The following is an 18,708-nucleotide window of genomic DNA, read 5'->3' as shown; positions in this document are numbered from 1 at the left end:
CGATCTCCCGTTCATCGAGAGGTTTTTGCATGCCCCACTTCACGCCCCGCCGCCTGACGCTCGCGCTTGGCCTCGCCCTCGGCTTGGCCGCTGCACCCGCCTTTGCCGCGGAGGCCGACGTTGCGTTCACTGCACAGGCAGCGCACGGCGAGCTCAATCTCGTGCACGGCAGCGACCGCATCACGATCGGCTTCATCACGCCGAACACCGTGCGCGTGCATGCGCTGCCGCATGGCCAGAGCAGCCCTGCCTCGATCGTGATCGACCCCAGGGCGAGGCCCGACGCGCTGACCGAGGTGAAGGCCGATACGACGGGCGACGTCACCACGCTGTCCACCTCGGCGGCTGCGCTTCGCTGGGATGCGCGCAACGGCAGCCTGCAGTTTTCCGATGCGGCCGGCCATGTGCTGCTGACCCAGCACGGACTCGGCGCACTCGCCAACGGCACACTGAAACTGGACCACGGCAGGGGCGACCCGCTTTACGGCATCGGTGGCTACAACGCCACCGAAGACGCCAGCGCCGGCCTGCTGCGCAGCGGCACGCAGACCATCACCGCCGGCGAGCAGGGCCATGCCGGCGCTCCGCTGGTGTGGAGCACCGCAGGATATGGCGTGCTGGTCGATACCGTGGGCGGCAAGTTCACGCTCGACGACGGCCGCATCGCTGCCAGTGACACGTCGCGCGGGGACCTGGACTACTACCTGATCGCCGGCGCGCCGAAGCAGATCTTCGCCGAGGTGGCCAAGCTCAGTGGGCATACGCCACTGTTCCCGAAGTGGGCGATGGGCTTCACCAACAGCCAGTGGGGCATCGACGAGAAGGAGTTGCTGCAGATCGTCGACGCCTACCGCGCCAGGCACATCCCGATCGACAACTTCACGCTGGACTTCGACTGGAAGGACTGGGGCAACGACTGGGGCGAGTTCACCTGGAACACCACCAAGTTCCCCGACGGCCCCGGCGGCAAGCTCAAGCAGATGCTCGACGCGCGCGGCATCAAGCTCACCGGCATCATGAAACCGCGCGTGCACGTCGACACCATCGAGGGCCGCGAAGCCGCCGAGAAGGGCTACTTCCTCAAGGGCAACAAACCGGCGAAGGACTACTTCTCCGGCAAGCTGGTGCGCGAGATCGACTTCGCCAACCCGCAGGCGCGCACGTGGTTCTTCGATCACATGAAGACTGCGTTCCAGTCCGGCATGGTCGGCTGGTGGAACGACGAGGCCGACAACGTCGGCATCGACACCCAGCACCTGGACATGCAGCGCGCGATCTACGACGGCCAGCGCGCCATCTCCAACCAGCGCGTGTGGTCGATCAGCCGCAACTTCTACCTGGGCGCGCAGCGCTACGCCTACGGCATGTGGTCGGGCGACATCCACACCGGCTTCGCCAGCATGGCCGGCCAGCGCGCCCGCATGCTGAGCGCGATCGACGTGGGCGCGATGCAGTGGGGCATGGACACCGGCGGTTTCACCGCAGGCACGCCGACGCCGGAAAACTACGCGCGCTGGGTGCAGTTCGGCGCCTTCGTGCCGGTGTTCCGCGTGCATGGCGACTCCAGCCAGAAGCGCCAGCCGTGGGTGTACGGGCCCACCGCCGAGAAAGCCGCCGCCGATGCGATCCGCCTGCGCTACCGGCTGATTCCCTACATCTACAGCTACGAGGACCAGCGTCGCCACAGCGGCGTCGGCCTGGTGCGCCCGCTCACCTTCGACTGGCCGAACGACCCGAGGGTGCGCAACGACGTGGCCTGCTGGATGTTCGGCGACAGCCTGCTGGTGTCGCCGGTGGTCGAGCAGGGCCAGACGGCGAAGACCATCTATCTGCCCGCCGGCCAGTGGACCGACTGGTTCACCGGCAAGCGTTACGCCGGCGGCCAGGACGTGACGCTGCCGATCGATGCGAGGAGCTGGAGCGACATCCCGTTGTTCGTGCGCGCGGGCGCGATCATCCCGACCCAGCCGGTGATGGATCATGTCGGCCAGAAGCCGGTGACACAGCTGGAGGTCGAGGTGTTTCCCGCCGACACCCGCACCCAGTTCGATTACTACGACGATGACGGCAACAGTTACGACTACGAGCATGCGGCGTACTTCCGCCAGTCGCTGGCCGTGCAACGGCGCGATGACGGCGTCCGCTTCGAGACCGGCGCGGTCACCGGCAGCTTCAGGCCGGCGCTGCGTTTTTACCTGTTGAAGATCCACGGTAGCGCCGCGGGTGCGGTCGACGGCGACGGTCGGCCCATGAAATTCTTCGCCGACCCGGACTCGCTGCAGGACAGCCAGGGGGAAGGCTGGGCCAGCGGCCGCGATCGCTACGGCGAGGTCACCTGGGTACGCGTTGCCGCCGGCGCGACGCGGAGCGTGCGGGTCTCACCGAAACGCTGAGCATCGCGCGACTCGTGGCGGCAGTGGACGCCGCCGCCAATCCGTACGAAACTGCACACTTCGATGTAAACGTTTACATCCCTGTCCCGCAACGGCCCGCCCTGCCCGCATCCATCCGGACGACGCCATGAACCACATGTCTATTGCCCGCCACTTCCTGTTGTCCGTCTGCGCCGGCGCGCTGCTGGTCACCAGCTCGGTGCAGGCCGTTCCGGCAGCCGGTGAACGGATCCACATCGACGCCACTGCCAGCGGCACGCCGTTCCCCCATTTCTGGGAACAGATGCTGGGCTCCGGCCGCGCCGCGCTGGCGCTGCGCGATGACTACCGCAAGGACCTGGACGCCGTGCATCAGGCCACCGGCGTGAGCTACATCCGTTTCCACGGCATCCTCGACCACGACGTGGGCCTGATCCAGCGCGATGCGCAGGGAAAGATCTCCTACAACTTCTCCTACATCGACCAGATCTACGACGGCCTGCTCGAACACGGCTTCAAGCCGTTCGTGGAACTCGGCTTCATGCCGCCGGAACTGACCTCCGACCCGGCAGCGCTGCACCCGTTCTGGTATCACCCGAACATCGCGCCGCCGAAGGACTACGCCGAGTGGGACGCGATGATCGACGCGCTGGCCAAGCACCTGGTCGAGCGTTACGGCATCGATGAAGTGGCCAGCTGGTACTTCGAGGTATGGAACGAGCCGAACATCGGCTTCTGGGTCGGCAAGCCGGCACAGTCCAGCTACTTCACCCTGTACGACCACACCGCGCGCGCGCTCAAGGCGGTCAGCCCGCGCTTCCGCGTGGGCGGCCCGGCCACGGCCCAGGCGGCGTGGGCCGCCGACTTCCTTGCCCACACGCACGAGAACAAGGTGCCGGTCGATTTCGTCAGCACGCACGTCTACGGCGACGACACCGCCGACAACGTGTTCCACACCGGCGAGAAGATCCAGCGCCGTGACATGGTCTGCCGCTCGGTCGACAAGGTGCACCGGGAAATCGCCGCCTCGCCCTACCCGCACATGCCGCTGATCTTCAGCGAGTACAACGCCAGCTACGCGAACCTGCCCAACGTCACCGACACCGTGTTCATGGGCCCGTGGCTGGCCAACACCATCCGCGAGTGCGCGGGCAAGGTCGAGGCGATGAGCTACTGGTCGTTCTCCGACGTGTTCGAGGAACAGGGCATCGTGCGCAACCCGTTCTACGGCGGTTTCGGCCTGATCGCCGCCAGCCGCATTCCCAAGCCGGCGTTCAACGCGTTCGCGATCCTGCACAAGCTGGGCGGACAGCGGCTGGCCGTCGCCTCCGACTCCGCCCTGGTCACCCGGCGCGATGACGGCACGCTGGTGATTGCCCTGTGGAATTACGCCCCGCCGGTGGGCGACACCGCCAGCTACACGCCGGGCAAGCCCGCCGGCAGCACGAAGCACTTCAGCCTCGACGTGCAGCACCTGCCGGCCGCCGCCCACGCCACCGTCTGGCGCGTCGATGAAACCCATGGCAACGCGGTCGCCGCGTTCGACCGCATGGGCCGCCCCGACTCGCCCAGCCGCGCGCAGATCGTGCAATTGCGCGAAGCGGGCAAGCTGGCCGCGCCGGAGTCGATGAAGCCGCGCGACGGCAAGCTCGCGGTCGACGTGCCGGTGCAGGGCCTGGCGGTGATCGAGCTGCGCTGAAGCGGCCCCGACAGCGCAGCAAGGCGGACACGCTCCGCCCTACGCGGCAGAGCCCTCGCGCTGCGCCGTCCGCTGCACATGCTCGCGGCACAACTGCTCGACCAGGGTGCGATGGTCGGGCAGATCGACAAGTGCATGGCCGGCCATCTCGCGGATCATCGCGAACTCGCGCCGCGCCGCGGCCATCTGCGGATACGCGCTGCGCATCGGCTCCAGGTCGGTCCTGAATTCCATGCCGTACAGCACGTACTGCCAGCTGCACGGCAGGAACATCTCCAGGTCGGTGACGAAGTCCAGCCGGTGCGGCGGGCGATGCCGCCACAGCGCGAGGCGGTCCTGCAGCGTCTGCGGGATGCTGGCCGGATCGGCGTTGTCGATCCAGAACGCGTGGTCGCGCCGCTGCGACAGGCAGTAGTGCATCTTGATGAAGTCGATGATGCGCTCGTAGCGCGCCACCATCATCTGGTTGTAGTGGCGCGCGCTGCGTTCCATGTCGTCGAGGTCGCCGGGCAGCAGATGCGCGATCAGGTAGGCGCCCAGTTCGACCAGGGCGATGCCGGTGGATTCCAGCGGCTCGACGAAGCCGCCGGCCAGGCCCACCGCCACGCAGTTGCGACGCCAGTGCTCGGGCCGGTAGCCGGTCTCGAACTTGATGTGCAGCGCTTCGAGTCCTGCCGCCTGCTCGCCCACGTAGCGGCGGATCACTTCCTCCGCACGCGTCGCATCGGTGTGTCGCGACGAGTAGACGTAGCCGATGCCGCGGCGTTTCTGCAGGCCGATGTCCCAGATCCAGCCGGCCTCCTGCGCGGTGGCGCGGGTGAACGGCAGGATCGGCGCATCCGGCCGCGCATACGGCACCTGCAGCGCCACCGCGCGATCGCCGAACAGCACGTCGCGCCGGCTGTGGAATGGCGACTGCATCGTGCCGCCGATCAGCGCGCCGCGCAGGCCGGTGCAATCCACGTACAGGTCGGCGCGGAGCTCGCCGGTCTCGCGGGTGACGATGCGCGCGATCGCGCCGGATTCGTCCAGCTCCGCCCGCTCCACCGTGGCCAGATGACGGGTGACGCCAAGCTCCTGGCCATGCTCGGCCAGCACCCTGGCGAAGCAGGCCGCATCGAAGTGATAGGCGTGGTTCATCGGCCCCTGGTAGTCGGCATCGACGAGTCGCTTCGGCGCGCGACCCTGTTCGATCAGGCGCTGCTGCATGCTCACCGCCTCGGCGAACGACATGCCTTCGGGCGCACCGCCCAGCAACCAGTACGGCAACAGCTCCGGGCTGCCGGGGCGCTGACTGGGCTGGCTGAAAGGATGGAAGAAGCGGTCCGCGCCTGCCGCACCCGGCGGGCGCACCCAGTTCACGTACTGGATGCCCTGCTTGTAGGTCGCGGTGGCGCCCACCAGGAACCGTCGCTCGTCCAGGCCGATCGCGGCCAGGGTGCCGCGGATCGAGGGAAACGTGGCCTCGCCCACGCCGAGCAGGCCGATGTTCGGCGACTCCAACAGCTCGACCCGGATGCTGCCGGGCGCGGCACCGTTGAGCGTCCTGGCGAGGTAACAGGCAGTGAGCCAGCCGGCCGTGCCGCCGCCCACCACCAGGATCTTCTGAATGCGTGACATCTCGCCCCCTTCGCGGCTTGTTGCGGAGCAACAAGCCAAGCATGGAATTTCGCAGTAGGATCGGCCCCGATGACAGCGCTGTCATACATTTTGACAGCGCTGTCATTCCGCACAATAGCGCATGTCCGCGACCACTGCATGTCCACGACAATCTTTGGGGAGAGGGTGAAATGAAATTACGCTACTCGGCTTTGTACCTCGCGATGACCGCGATACTCGCCTCGGGCACCGTCCATGCAGCCGGTCAGGACACGACTGCTGCACCCGACGCCGCCACACGCACCAAGGTCAAGGACCTGGACAGCGTCCAGGTCACCGCGACCAAACGCGAAACGCCGCTGCAGAAAACCCCGGTCGCGATCAGCGTGATCAGCGCCGATTCGCTCGACAAGGAGCGGGTGATGACGGTGCAGGACATCACCAAGCTGGTGCCCGGTTTCCAGGCCACCTCGCAGGGTGACCACGGCGTGGTCACGCTGACCATGCGCGGCATCGGCAACGACAGCGCCAAGACCGAATACGCCGATCCGGAAGTGGCGATGTTCATCGACGGCGTCTACTCGCCGCGACCCGAAGCCGCCGCCGGCCTGCTGCTGGACATCGACAGCGTGGAAGTGCTGCGCGGTCCGCAGGGCACGCTGTGGGGTCGCAACTCCACCGCCGGCGTGGTGAACTTCCAGACCGGCAAGCCCGACCTCAGCGGCTTCTACGGCAACGCGCAATTCGAGGCTGGCAACTACAGCCACATCGGCACGCGCGCCACGGTGAACCTGCCGATCAGCAGCACCTTCGGCATCCGCGTGGCGATGGCGCAGGAACAGCACGACGGCTACGTCGACTACCAGAACCCGTCGCAGCAGTTGCCCAGCGTGGCCGACCAGCAGGCGGCGTACCTGGCCAGCGGCGGCTCGCTGGCCAGCTTCCAGCCGATCAACGCCGCCAACTACGTGACCGCCGGCGACAAGTACAACGCGCAGGACCAGTCCGCCGCGCGCGTCAGCGCGCTGTGGCAGCCCAGCGACAAGTTCACCTGGAACCTGTCGTGGGAATACTTCCGCGACCGCGGCACGCCGGGCATGAGCCTGATGCAGCATCCCCGCGCCGGGCAGGACTTCTGGTCCGCGCTGATCGACACCGCGCCGTACCTCAAGCGCGACTCCAACACGGTGCGCAGCCGGATGGACTTCAAGATCGGCGACTCGATGCTGCTGAGCTACGTGGCGGGCTTCAACCGCTTCTCCGGCAAGAGCAACTTCGACCAGGACAACGGTGCCCAGGTGCCGACCAGCTTCAACACCGGCGCTTCGTACCAGGCCGACCGCACCAACTACAGCAACTACAGCAACTACAGCCACGAGCTGGACCTGAAGTCCACCGGCGACAACGCGGTCGACTGGATCCTGGGCGCGTACTACGCGGCCGAAGACAACAACATCCGCTTCGACATCCCGATCCTCAACGGCACCGCCCAGGGCACGGTGAGCTGGCAGGGTTCGTTCATCCAGCCCAAGGAAACGGTGAAGTCCACCGCGTTCTTCGGCCAGGCGACCTGGCACATCAGTGACGGCCTGCGCCTGACCGGCGGCGCGCGCTGGTCCAAGGACAAGAAGGAAAACGTGGGCGGCCGCGGCTGGGGCTGGGGGTATGACCCGAACGTGCCGCAGGTGCCGATCGCGCCGGACGTCGACCCGGGCAACGTGGGCTTCAACGTCTCCACCGTCAACGATGCGAAGTACGACAAGAGCAAGGTGACCTGGCTGGGCCGGCTCGATGCCGACGTGGGCCAGCACGGCCTGCTGTACGCCAGCGTGTCCACCGGCTACAAGTCCGGCGGCACCCAGGATGCCGGCACCCTGTACGAGCCGGAGACGCTGACCAACTACGAAGTCGGCTCGAAGTTCAGCTTCCTCGACGGCCACCTGACCTGGAACAGCGCGATCTACTACGAGCAGTTCAAGAACTTCCAGCTGGCCGCGCCGATCACCTACCCCGACGGCAACCGCGGGCTGGGCTTCTCCAACGTCAAGGGCACCACCAAGGTGATGGGCTTCGAGTCCGAACTGGCCTACTCCAGCCAGGATGACCGCCTCAACCTGGTGTTCTCGGCGATCCCCAAGAAGGAGCTGGGCACGCTGAAGTACGCCGGCAGCAACGACTACCAGGGCCTGCCCGCCTGCGATCCGGCCTCGGGCATCAGCGCCTGCGTCGACGTCAGCGGCAACGACCTGCCGCACGCGCCGAACACCTCGCTCACCGCGATCTACGAGCACGACTTCCACCTGACCAACGGCGGCCGCGTCACCCCGCGCCTGTCCGCGCAGTACCAGAGCACGCAGTGGCTGAGCACGTTCAACCTCGGCGAAGGCGATCAGCAGAAGGCCTACACACGCGGTGATCTTTCGGTGCGCTACACCGAACCGCAGGATCGCTGGTGGGTCTCGGCCTATGTGCAGAACGTCACCGATGGCAAGGTGCGCACCAGCGCCGGTCGCTTCGCCCTGCCCGACGGCAGCTTCATCTACACCTCGCAGTACCTGCCGCCACGCACCTACGGCGTGACCGTCGGGGTCTGGTTCTAGGAGCGTGGGCGGTAGAAACTTTCGAGGCGAAAAAGTGGCGGCGCGAGGACAGATTTTTGACGATTCGCCGACCCATGGTGGTTCCATGGGTCAAGAATCGGCGGAAATATGGACCGCGCAGGCGCTTTTGCAGCCCGGAAGATTTCTGCCGCCTACGCTCCCAGGCTGACACCGTTCTCCTGGCGACGGATTCCTCCCCTCCCATCGCCACTGGATGCCCCCGCAACGGGGCATCCTTTTTTTTGCGCTCGCCCGCGCCAGTGTGATCGTCCGCATACTCCGCGCGATCACTCGGGGCCGTCGCCGCAATCTGCGCAGCCGGACACGGACACGTGTCGCACCTGGCGCTTGAATGGGAACCGCAGCCTCACCGAACCGACGATCAGGACACTCTCCCCGCGACCGCACTCCGGGTCGCCCATTGGATGCACCGGCAACGGGGCATCCATTTTTTTGGCCGTCCATATGGGTGGGCCGGCGTAGCGCCGGCAGGCGAGGCCCACGAAAAAGCGGCCCGCAGGCCGCTTGTTTTCATTCCGCGCCTTGCCGAAACCTGTCCCGGCTCCGACCTTGCCCGCCGCCTCAGTGCGCGGGGCAGTCGAGCGTGTGGTCGGCCACGGTGCCCAGCGACACTTCGGCCACGGCGATGCGTTCGCCGGTGCTGCTGGTCCACTCGAACGGCCGGTCCAGCTTGCTCATGTCGGCGCCAGCGTCACGGAAGCATTTCAGCGGGATGCCGACGCTCATCCATTGTCCGCGCGGCAGGGCGGTGAGCTGCGTGCCGATAGGCAATTGCGCACCGCAGCCGCTGCCGCAGCTGACGCCGATGCTGGCGCCCTGCGCCGACAGCGCATCGACGCGCAGCGTGGTCACCAGCATCACGTCGCCATTGGTTTCGCGCTCCACGTCCAGCGGCGCCGGCGCGACCAGCGCGGCCTGCGCCTTGCCGCCGCCGGACCAGGCCAGGCTGCGGGCGTCTTCCTGCGCCTTGTAGTCGAGCGCGCCGACGCGCAGCGTGCCGTCCGCCGTGACCGATGGCGTCGCCGTGACCTTGCTGTCCGCGCCGTTGGCGCCGGTGAGCTGCAGCACGAAACCCTGCGCCGGCTTGCCGTGGGTGAAGTAGACGCCGGCACGGGCGCTGCTCAGCGTGATGCCCGGATCTTCGGACAGCTTGCCGCCCTTGCCGGGCTCGGCGTAACTGAGCCCGAAGCCGTAGCGGAATTGCGGGTCGTAGTGCGCCTTGCCGCCGGCCAGCGGAATTTGCACCGCGGTGCGCGGCCACGAGTAGGCCAGCTTGCCGTGGAAGTCGTGGGCGATGTGGCCGTCGCGTGTGCGCAGCAGCACGTCGGCAATGCCCTCGCCTTCGCTGCCCGGCAACCACGCCACCACGAACGCGTCGGCGGCATTGATCTCGCGGTTCATCCACAGCGGCCGTCCGGTCAGGAACACCGCCACCATCGGCACGCCCTGCTGGCGCAGGCGACGCAGCAGGTCGAGGTCGTGATCGTTGCCCGGCCGGTAGGCGAGGTTCGGCAGGTCGCCCTGGAACTCGGCGTACGGGTCTTCGCCGAACACCACGATGGCGACATCGGGCTTGCGTTTGTAATGGCCTTCCACCGACAGCTCGGCGCTGCCGCCGGCGGCCTGCACCTGGTCGCGGATGCCGGCCCAGATCGAGGTGGCGCCGGGGAAGTTCGCATTGGTGAGGCCGGTGCCCTGCCAGGTCAGCGTCCAGCCGCCGTTCTGCTTGGAGATGTTGTCCGCGCCATCGCCGGCGACCAGCACGTGCTTGCGCGGATCGATCGGCAGCACGCCGTCGTTCTTCAGCAGCACCAGCGATTCGCGCACGGCGCGGCGGGCCAGCGCGCGGTGTTCGGCGCTGCCGATCACCTTCACCGAATCACGCACCAGTGGATTGGCCGAAGGCAGCCCCGCCTCGAACATGCCCAGGCGCAGCTTCACCCGCAGGATGCGGCTCACCGCGTCGTCGACGCGGCTCATCGGGATCACCCCGGACTTCACCTCGGCCAGGGTATTCCTGTACAGGCCCTTCCACGAATCGGGCGCCTCCAGCATGTCCAGCCCGGCGTTGTACGCCACCGGGCAATCCTCGTTGGTGCAGCCGGGCACCTGGCCGTGGGCATTCCAGTCGCCCAGCACGATGCCGCCGAAGCCCATGCGCTGCTTCAGCACGTCGGTGATCAGGCCCTTGTTGCCGGCCATCTTCACCCCGTTCCAGCTGGAGAACGAGACCATCACCACCTGCACCCCGGCGCGGATCGCCGGCGGATAGCCGACCGCGTGCACGTCGCGCAACACCGCCTCGCTGACCTCGGCATCGCCCTGGTCCTTGCCGTCCCTGGTGCCGCCGTCGCCCAGGAAGTGCTTGGCGGTGGCGATCACGTGGTCGGCGTCGAGGAACTGCGGCGTGCCGACCTTGCCTTCCAGCCCCTCGATCACCGCGCCGGCGTATTGCGCCACCAGCGCGGGGTTTTCCGAATAGCCTTCGTAGGCACGGCCCCAGCGGCCGTCCTGGGGCACCGTCAGCGTGGGCGCGAAGGTCCAGTTGATGCCGCTGGCGCGCAGCTCGCGGGCGGTGACTGCGCCGATCGCATGGATCAGCTGCGGATCACGCGCGTTGCCCAGCGCGGAGTTCTGCGGGAACAGCGTGCTGCCGACCAGGTTGTTGTGGCCATGCACCGCGTCGATGCCGAACAACACCGGGATCGCCAGCCGGCCGCCCGAGGTATCCATCGAGGCGCGGTAGAACGCGTCGGACAGCTTCTGCCACTGCGCCGCGGTGCCGTACTGGCCGCCGTCCGGCCCGGAATTGCCGCCGGCCAGGATCGAGCCCAGCCGATACTCGCGCACGTCCTCCGGCGTCACCGACTTGATGTCGGCCTGGATCATCTGGCCCACCTTGTCCTCCACCGACATCTTCGCCAGCAGCGCCCCCACCCGCGCCTCCAGCGCCGGATCGGGCGGCAACGGCGAGCGCACGCGGGGCCAGGCATCGGGATGGACGGTGGCGGCGGTGTCCCCGGCGAGCACGAAATGGATGGGCATGATCAACGCGCCGGCGAGGGTGGCGAAGAGGGCAAGACGACCCGGCAACGAGTTCGGTGGGGGCGGAAATCGCACGGCAAGGCTCCTGGCTGGCGCGCCGACGGCACGCGGTCTGAACCGCATAGTGACACGGATGACAGCGCTGTCAATTCGCTGCGCAACATGGCTGGATTCGGCGGGTCTGGTCAGGCACGCCGTGGCGGTGTGACGCATCGGCCGACGCATCAGCCAAGGGAAGTGGCGGCTTGCGACGGCGTGTGGCGGGCGGTGCCCGCCCTGCGGAGGGAGGCTGAGAGGCAGGCGTAGGGCGGACACCGTCCGCCGGCTCTTCGCGACCGGGCGGCGAACTTCAGGAAACGCGCGCGGTGGAGCCGCGGATCTGCAGGGAGAACGGCATCTGCACCAGCTCGCCGGTGCCGCGGCCGCGCAGCAGGTTCAACAGCTGCTGGGCGGCGATCCGGCCCATCTCGCGGCTGGGCTGCTGCACCGTGGTCAGCGCCGGCCACAGCTGGCGCGCCAGCGGGGTGTCGTCGAAGCCGCACACGGACAGGTCCTGCGGCACCTTCAATCCGTACTCGCCGGCGGCCCACATCACTCCGGTGGCCATGTCGTCGTTGGCGGCAAACACCGCCGTCGGCCGCTGCTTCAGGGCGAACAGTTCGCGTGCCGCGGTGACGCCGGAGCCGAACGTGAAGGCGCCCTGCACCACCAGCGCGGGATCTTCGGGCACGCCGGCCGCGGCCATCGCCTCGCGGTAACCGGCCAGCCGCCAGCGGCTGGCGCCGTGGTCGGCGATGCCCAGCACGTGGGCGATGCGCCGGTGGCCCAGGCCCAGCAGATGCTCGACGATGGCCCGCGCGGCGGCCTGCTCGTCCATTCGCACGCCGATGCTGGTGTCGCTCTGCGGCGACACGCTGGCATACGGCACGTTGCGCTCGCGCAGGCGCTTGAGCAGCGGCGCGTAGTCGGTGATCGGCGGCGTCAGCACCACGCCGTCGGGGTGATGGTCGGAGATCAGAGCGTCGAGCCGGCGGATGAAGTCGTCGCCACGCATCCGCAGCGGTCGCACCATCATGCTGTAGCGATGGGCGTCGCAGGCTTCCAGCACGCCGTCCTGGATCTCGGCCAGGTAGGTCGAGGCCGGGTTGTCGTTGTTGTCGTACAGCATCGCCACCACGAACGAGCGATTGCCGGCGAGACTGCGCGCCGAGGGATGCGGGCGATAGTCCAGCTCTTCCATCGCGGCGCGCACGCGCTTGCGCGTCTCCTCGCTCACGTTGGCCTCGTCGTTGAGCACGCGGGACACCGTCTTGGGCGATACGCTCGCTGCGCGCGCCACTTCTTCGAGGCGTACCCGCATGGAATCTCCCGTGTGATCGTGGCCGTCGAACGACTATGCCGTCATCGCCCGCCGCTTTACAAGGCGCCGCGCGAATGGCGCGCCGGGCGAAAACGGACGCGCGGCATGAATACGTATGCAACCACTGGTTGCTGCAGTGCGACGCTGCCTACCATGCGGGAAGCATCGTCCCTGCGGACGTCGCGCCAGCCCGCAGCCACCGGAGCGTTGTCACCGATGACCACCACGATTCGCCTTCCGCCACCGCGTCCCCGCCCGTGCTGAGCCTGTTGCTGGGAGCCGCGCTGGCCGCCAGTGCCGCGACGCCTGCGTGGCAGGAAGGCCTGGCGCAGGACGGCCTGGACTGGCACGGCGTGCACGTCGGCATTGAGCACGACGCGCAGCACCGCTACACGCTGGCGTGGCCATACGGCCAGCGGGTGATCGCCCCGCAGCCGCTGCGCAGCGACACCGCCAGCCCGCTGTTCGACGGCCTGTTCGCGATGGCGCAGGACGACCTCGCGCTCGACTCGGTGGAGGCGATCCGCGACGGCGCGTTCGACCACGGCCAGCCGATTCCCTGCCGCTGCTTCGTCACCGGGCTGAAGTGGCCTTACGTGTGGACGCGCGACCTGTCCTACGCGATCGACCTCGGCCTGTGGCGCTTCGACCCCGCCCGTTCGCGCAACGGGCTGAAGTTCAAGCTGTCCGGCGTGCGCGTAACCGGCGCAGCGCAAGGCACGGATTCAAAACCGTACTATCCGATGCAGGACACCGGCTCCGGCGGCAGCTGGCCGATCAGCACCGATCGCGTGGTGTGGTTCCTCGGTGCGCGCCATCTGCTCGACGACGCCGCGTTCGCCGGCGACGTCTACCAGGCACTCGGCGCCACCCTGGCGCAGGATCGGCAATACGCGTTCGACCAGCGTCTCGGCCTGTACCGGGGCGAGACCTCCTTCCTCGACTGGCGTGAACAGAGTTACCCGGCGTGGACCGCGGACGAGGTGGGCTTCATCGCGCAATCGTTCGCGCTGTCCACCAACGTGCTGCACTACCAGGCGCTGCAACTGGCCGCCACGCTGGCCGACCAACACCACGAGGCGAAGGCCGCCACCGGCTACCGCAATGACGCGGCGGCGCTGAAGGCGGCGATCAACGTCCGCTTCTGGCGCGCCGATCGCGGCATGTACATGAGCTACCTCGGTGGTGACGGCACGCCGTACGACACTTACGACCTGCTCGGCATCGCGCTGGCGGTCGACAGCGGCGTGGCCGACGGCGAACGCGCCCGCCGGACGCTGGCGAACTACCCCACGTGGCCGGCCGGCAGCCCGGTGATCTGGCCCGAGCGCGCCGACCAGCCGGTCTACCACAACCGGGCGATCTGGCCGTTCGTCAGCATGTATGCGCTGCGCGCCGCACGCGAAACGCAGCAGCCCGCCCGCATCGCCCACGAGATCGCCTCGATCATGCGCGGCGCCGCGCTGTACGGCTCCAACATGGAGAACTACGAACTGCTGACCCAGGGCCAGCACGTCGACGAAGGCAAGCTGAGCGGCCCGGTGGTTAATTCGCCGCGCCAGTTGTGGTCGGTGGCGGCCTACCTGGCGATGGTCAGCGAAGGCGTGTTCGGCCTGGAAGAGAATGGCCTGAAGGGGAACGAGCGGGTCGCACCGAAGCTGCCCACCGCGCTGGTGCCGATGCTGTTCGGTACGCGACATGCGATCACCCTCGAACTGCCCGGACGCCGGATCACCCTGCAGCTTCCCGCCGCGCTCGACGGCAACCTGCTCGTCGCCGACCAGCAGCGCACGCAGGGCAACACCACCACCGTCACGCTGAAAGCGGTGCAAGTCGCCGACCTGCCGCTGCGCACCGACGCACCGCTGTACGCGCCGCTCGCCCCCGCCGCGCCACACGTGCAGGCCGTCGGCACGCATTGGCAGATCCGCGTCGAGGGCAGGCAGCGGCTCTACCTCAACGGCATGGCGCACGGCGACATCGACGCCAGCAGCACGCTCGCACGACAGCCGGGCCTGGCCTGCTTCAGCGCCACGCGCATCGACGCGCAGGGGCTGGAATCGCTGCACAGCCCCACCGTCTGCGTCGGTGACACGAACCGGATCGGCGGCGACTGGCCGCGCCAATGGACGGCACCGGCCAGCGGCGACTGGCGCGTCGCGCTGGACTACGCCAACGACCACGGCCCGATCAACACCGGCATCACCGCGGCGGTGAAGATGCTGGTGATCCGCTGCGACGGCAGCGCCGAGCAACGCCTGCCGATCGTGATGCCGCACAGCGTGCGCACCCAGTCATCCAGCTGGGGCCGCTTCGGCACGAGGGCGGGCGCGACCTGCCGGTTCACGCTCGACGACGGCTTCAACATGAGCTACCTGGCCCACTTCGCCCACTACACCGGCGGACAGGGCGGCAGCGATGGCCCATTGAACCGGGCGGTGGTGCATGATCTGCTGATCGCTCCGCTCGCCCCCGGCCACGGCTCACCATGAACGACGGTACTTCCGCGAACTCCAAACCGGCGCTGTCGTTCTGGCAGATCTGGAACATGTGCTTCGGCTTCCTCGGCCTGCAGTTCGGCTTCGCGCTGCAGAACGCGAACATCAGCCGGATCTTCCAGACCCTGGGCGCCGACCTCAACGACATCCCCGCGCTGTGGATCGCCGCGCCGCTGACCGGGCTGATCGTGCAGCCGATCATCGGCCACTTCTCCGACCGCACCTGGAACCGGCTGGGGCGGCGCCGCCCCTACTTCCTGGCCGGCGCGGTGTTCGCCTCGGTGGCCCTCTTGTGGATGCCGAACGCGCCGGTGCTGTGGATGGCCGCCGGCCTGCTGTGGATTCTGGACGCCTCGATCAACGTGTCGATGGAGCCGTTCCGTGCCTTCGTGGGCGACCAGCTGCCGACCCGCCAGCGGCCTTCCGGCTACGCGATGCAGAGCTTCTTCATCGGCGTGGGCGCGGTGGTGGCCTCGGCGCTGCCGTGGATACTGGCGCAATTCGGCGTGGCCAACGTGGCGCCGGACGGCGGCATTCCCGACACGGTGAAATATGCCTTCTACGCCGGCGGCGCGGTGCTGCTGGGCGCAGTGCTGTGGACCATCTTCAGCACCCGCGAATACCCGCCGGACCGGCTGCAGTCGTTCAGCGACGGCGTGGCCGAACAGCCGCCGGTGGACGTGTCGCAGGCCTGGCGCTGGGGCGTGCTACTGCTGCTGGTCGGCGTCGCGGTGCTGTTCGCGATCCAGCATTTCGCGCTGGAGAAAGAGGTCTACGTGCTGGGTGGCGGGCTGCTCGTGTTCGGCCTGCTGTTCGTCTGGCTCAGCTTCAGCCGCGGCCGCGGCATGCTGCGCGAAGTGATGGGCGACCTCTACGGCATGCCCGTCTCGATGCGGCAACTGGCGTGGGTGCAACTGTTCTCGTGGTTCGCGCTGTTCGCCATGTGGATCTACACCACCGCGGGCGTGACCGAGACCATCTACGGCACCACCGACGTGCACTCGGCGCTGTACAACGAGGGCGCCAACTGGGTCGGCGTGCTGTTCGCCGCCTACAACGGCTTCGCCGCCGTTGCCGCGGTGGTGATTCCGCTGATGGTGCGGCGCTGGGGCCTGCGCATCAGCCACCTGATCAACCTGTGCCTGGGCGGCGCCGGCCTGCTGTCGTTCCTGCTGATCCGCGACCCGCAATGGCTGCTCGCCTCGATGGTCGGCGTGGGTTTCGCCTGGGCCTCGATCCTGTCGCTGCCCTACGCGCTGCTGTCGGACAACCTGCCGGCGGCGAAGATGGGCGTCTACATGGGCATCTTCAATTTCTTCATCGTGATCCCGCAACTGCTCGCCGCCAGCGTGCTCGGCCTGCTGCTGCGATTGTGCTTCCACAACCAACCGATCTGGGCGCTGGCACTGGGCGGCGCCTGCCTGCTGGTCGCCGGCCTGTTCACCCTGCGCGTGCGCGAGCCCGGCTAGCCCAGCCTCGCCAACGCCATCACCGGAACGACGAGATGATCCGCACCACCGTACTGGCGCTTGCCACGCTCACCCTGTTCTGCGGCGGCGCGCACGCCGCGGATACCACGCCCGAATTCGTCGGCACCGACGCGCCGATGGCGTCCAACGCGATCTACTTCGTGATGACCGACCGCTTCGTCAACGGCGATCCGTCCAACGACCAGCGCCACCAGGGCGGCGCCCACCCCACCTTCGACATCCCGGTGGCCGGCGCGCCGAAGGGCGAGAGCGCCAACATCGGCTACCTCGGCGGCGACTTCCGGGGCGTGCTGGACAACGCCGCCTACATCCGCGGCATGGGCTTCGGCGCGGTGTGGATCACCCCGATCGTGGACAACCCCGACGAAGCCTTCACCGGCGGCGATCCGGTGAGCTGGGGTTCCAAGTTCACCGACCGCGGCAAGACCGGCTTCCACGGCTACTGGGGCGTCAACTTCTACCAGCTCGACGAGCACCTGCCCAGCAAGAACCTCGACTTCCGCCAGTTCACCACGGCGATGCGGGCGCAGGGCCTGAAGACCGTGCTCGACATCGTGGCCAACCACGGCTCGCCCGCCTTCAGCATGCCGCAGGCGCAACCGATGTTCGGCCAGATCTACGACAGGGAAGGCAAGCTCGTCGCCGACCAGCAGAACCTGCCGCCGTACAAGCTCGATCCCGTGCGCAACCCGCTGCACCGCTTCTACCACGCCTACGACGACCTGGTTCAGCTGTCCAACAACGACGACCGGAACCCGGCCGTGCTCGACTACTTCGCGGGCGCGTACAACCAGTGGGCCGACCAGGGCGCCGACGCGTTCCGCATCGACACCATCAGCCACATGTCCACCACCTTCTGGAAACAGTTCGCCGCGCGCATCCGGGCGAAGCATCCCGGCTTCTTCATGTTCGGCGAAGCGTTCGACTACAGCCCCGACAACATCGGCCAGTACACCTGGCCCGAAAACGGCGGCATCAGCGTGCTCGACTTCCCGCTGCGCGGGCGCATCGCCGACGTGTTCGAGCATCCCGGCAGCGACTACGCCCAACTGCTCGACCGCCTCTACCTCACCAATGGCCCGTACCAGAACCCGTACGAACTGGTCACCTTCTACGACAACCACGACATGGCGCGCCTGGCCGCCAGCGACAACGGCTTCATCGACGCCAACAACTGGCTGTTCACCGCCCGCGGCATCCCGGCGATCTACTACGGCTCCGAAACCGGCTTCGAGCGCGGCAAGGCCGAACACCAGGGCAACCGCAACTACTACGGCCAGCAACGCATCGACGCCGCAGCGAAAAGTCCGATCTATCGCCAGCTCAAGCGCATCGCCCAGTTGCGCGAAAAGACCCCGGCACTGCAACGCGGCCTGATGCTGCCACTGCACTTCGCCGGCAACCAGGCCGCGTTCTACCGCGTGTACCAGAAAGGCGACGCACACCAGATCGCACTGGTGCTGCTCAACAAGGGCGACGCTGCCGCATCGTTTGACGTTGGCGATTATCTGCAAGCTGGCCGCTGGACATCCGCGTTCGGCGACAAGGCAGTCGACGTCGGCACCGGCGGAAAACTGCACGCGACGGTGGCGGCACACGACGTGCAGGTCTATCTGCTCGATGCCCCCGCCACCCGCGCCGACCTGATTGCCGAACTGACCCGACTCACCCGCGAGCGCGGACATCCGCCCCATTGAACCATCCGGGTCGAGCCGGGCAGACCAACACGATGGTCGCACCCCGCCACGCATCAGCTTGCAGCACACCCTCGAGCAGCCCGCGGCTATCGTTTCGCGGCCGATCCAGCCACTGCGCCATTCCCGCCGCCGTTACACCCTCACTTCCGCCCCGGTAACTCATACACCCTCAAAAGTCGCTGATAACAACGGCAGTCGATCCCGCCCCAAGACCGACGTCGTCGCGCAAACTCATGATGTGGCGAAGGAATTCGCCGCTTGAACGATCAATGGCCAAATCGCATACTCGGCGCAACACCCCACTTTTGGGGTCTACTTAGCGTTGAA

The 18,708-nt window shown here is 67.7% G+C and carries 9 protein-coding genes; 6 read left to right on the top strand and 3 right to left on the bottom strand.

What is annotated here, in order from left to right; all coding sequences use genetic code 11:
* Positions 1-29: 29 nt before the first annotated feature.
* Both UU7_RS09995 and UU7_RS09990 read left to right on the top strand, forming a co-directional pair.
* Entirely contained in the window at positions 30-2,393 is a 2,364-nt protein-coding gene (locus UU7_RS09995) for a TIM-barrel domain-containing protein (RefSeq protein ID WP_007807918.1), read from the top strand.
* A 127-nt stretch (positions 2,394-2,520) separates the two neighbouring features.
* Complete coding sequence (locus tag UU7_RS09990; protein ID WP_007807917.1) at positions 2,521-4,071, top strand: GH39 family glycosyl hydrolase; 1,551 nt, start codon at positions 2,521-2,523, stop codon at positions 4,069-4,071.
* Positions 4,072-4,110: 39 nt separating this feature from the next.
* On the opposite strand, the gene UU7_RS09985 is transcribed toward UU7_RS09990, so the two are convergent.
* On the bottom strand, positions 4,111-5,691 hold the full coding sequence (locus UU7_RS09985; protein ID WP_007807914.1) for a tryptophan halogenase family protein: 1,581 nt from the start codon (positions 5,689-5,691) through the stop codon (positions 4,111-4,113).
* Positions 5,692-5,861: 170 nt separating this feature from the next.
* Between UU7_RS09985 and UU7_RS09980 the strand changes: the two genes are divergently transcribed.
* Positions 5,862-8,270, top strand: coding sequence for a TonB-dependent receptor (locus tag UU7_RS09980; protein ID WP_040673248.1), 2,409 nt, complete (start codon positions 5,862-5,864; stop codon positions 8,268-8,270).
* Positions 8,271-8,852: 582 nt separating this feature from the next.
* On the opposite strand, the gene UU7_RS09975 is transcribed toward UU7_RS09980, so the two are convergent.
* Both UU7_RS09975 and UU7_RS09970 read right to left on the bottom strand, forming a co-directional pair.
* Entirely contained in the window at positions 8,853-11,336 is a 2,484-nt protein-coding gene (locus tag UU7_RS09975) for a glycoside hydrolase family 3 protein (protein ID WP_193385065.1), read from the bottom strand.
* A gap of 349 nt (positions 11,337-11,685) precedes the next feature.
* The gene (locus tag UU7_RS09970; RefSeq protein ID WP_007807909.1) at positions 11,686-12,696 is read right to left on the bottom strand and encodes a LacI family DNA-binding transcriptional regulator; all 1,011 of its coding nucleotides are present in this window, start codon (positions 12,694-12,696) and stop codon (positions 11,686-11,688) included.
* A 257-nt stretch (positions 12,697-12,953) separates the two neighbouring features.
* On the opposite strand from UU7_RS09970, the gene UU7_RS09965 reads away from it, so the two are divergent.
* From UU7_RS09965 to UU7_RS09955, 3 genes are read left to right on the top strand one after another with little or no spacing between them, the layout of a single operon-like run.
* On the top strand, positions 12,954-15,188 hold the full coding sequence (locus tag UU7_RS09965) for an alpha-L-rhamnosidase-related protein (protein WP_040673259.1): 2,235 nt from the start codon (positions 12,954-12,956) through the stop codon (positions 15,186-15,188).
* Complete coding sequence (locus UU7_RS09960; protein WP_007807904.1) at positions 15,185-16,663, top strand: MFS transporter; 1,479 nt, start codon at positions 15,185-15,187, stop codon at positions 16,661-16,663. The genes UU7_RS09965 and UU7_RS09960 overlap by 4 nt, the downstream gene beginning before the upstream one ends.
* Positions 16,664-16,698: 35 nt before the next feature.
* Entirely contained in the window at positions 16,699-18,381 is a 1,683-nt protein-coding gene (locus UU7_RS09955) for an alpha-amylase family glycosyl hydrolase (RefSeq protein WP_007807902.1), read from the top strand.
* The last annotated feature ends 327 nt before the right edge of the window (positions 18,382-18,708 follow it).

The sequence above is a fragment of the Rhodanobacter spathiphylli B39 genome, from assembly GCF_000264295.1.
GTDB lineage: Bacteria > Pseudomonadota > Gammaproteobacteria > Xanthomonadales > Rhodanobacteraceae > Rhodanobacter > Rhodanobacter spathiphylli.
Note: the sequence above shows the minus strand (reverse complement) of the source record. Positions and strands in the feature narration are given on the sequence as shown.

Coding starts and splice junctions, on each gene's coding strand:
- UU7_RS09995 (WP_007807918.1), top strand. CDS start 30: ATGCCCCACTTCACGCCCCGCCGCCTGACGCTCGCGCTTGGCCTCGCC.
- UU7_RS09980 (WP_040673248.1), top strand. CDS start 5,862: ATGAAATTACGCTACTCGGCTTTGTACCTCGCGATGACCGCGATACTC.
- UU7_RS09970 (WP_007807909.1), bottom strand. CDS start 12,696: ATGCGGGTACGCCTCGAAGAAGTGGCGCGCGCAGCGAGCGTATCGCCC.
- UU7_RS09985 (WP_007807914.1), bottom strand. CDS start 5,691: ATGTCACGCATTCAGAAGATCCTGGTGGTGGGCGGCGGCACGGCCGGC.
- UU7_RS09960 (WP_007807904.1), top strand. CDS start 15,185: ATGAACGACGGTACTTCCGCGAACTCCAAACCGGCGCTGTCGTTCTGG.
- UU7_RS09955 (WP_007807902.1), top strand. CDS start 16,699: ATGATCCGCACCACCGTACTGGCGCTTGCCACGCTCACCCTGTTCTGC.
- UU7_RS09975 (WP_193385065.1), bottom strand. CDS start 11,336: ATGCCCATCCATTTCGTGCTCGCCGGGGACACCGCCGCCACCGTCCAT.
- UU7_RS09990 (WP_007807917.1), top strand. CDS start 2,521: ATGAACCACATGTCTATTGCCCGCCACTTCCTGTTGTCCGTCTGCGCC.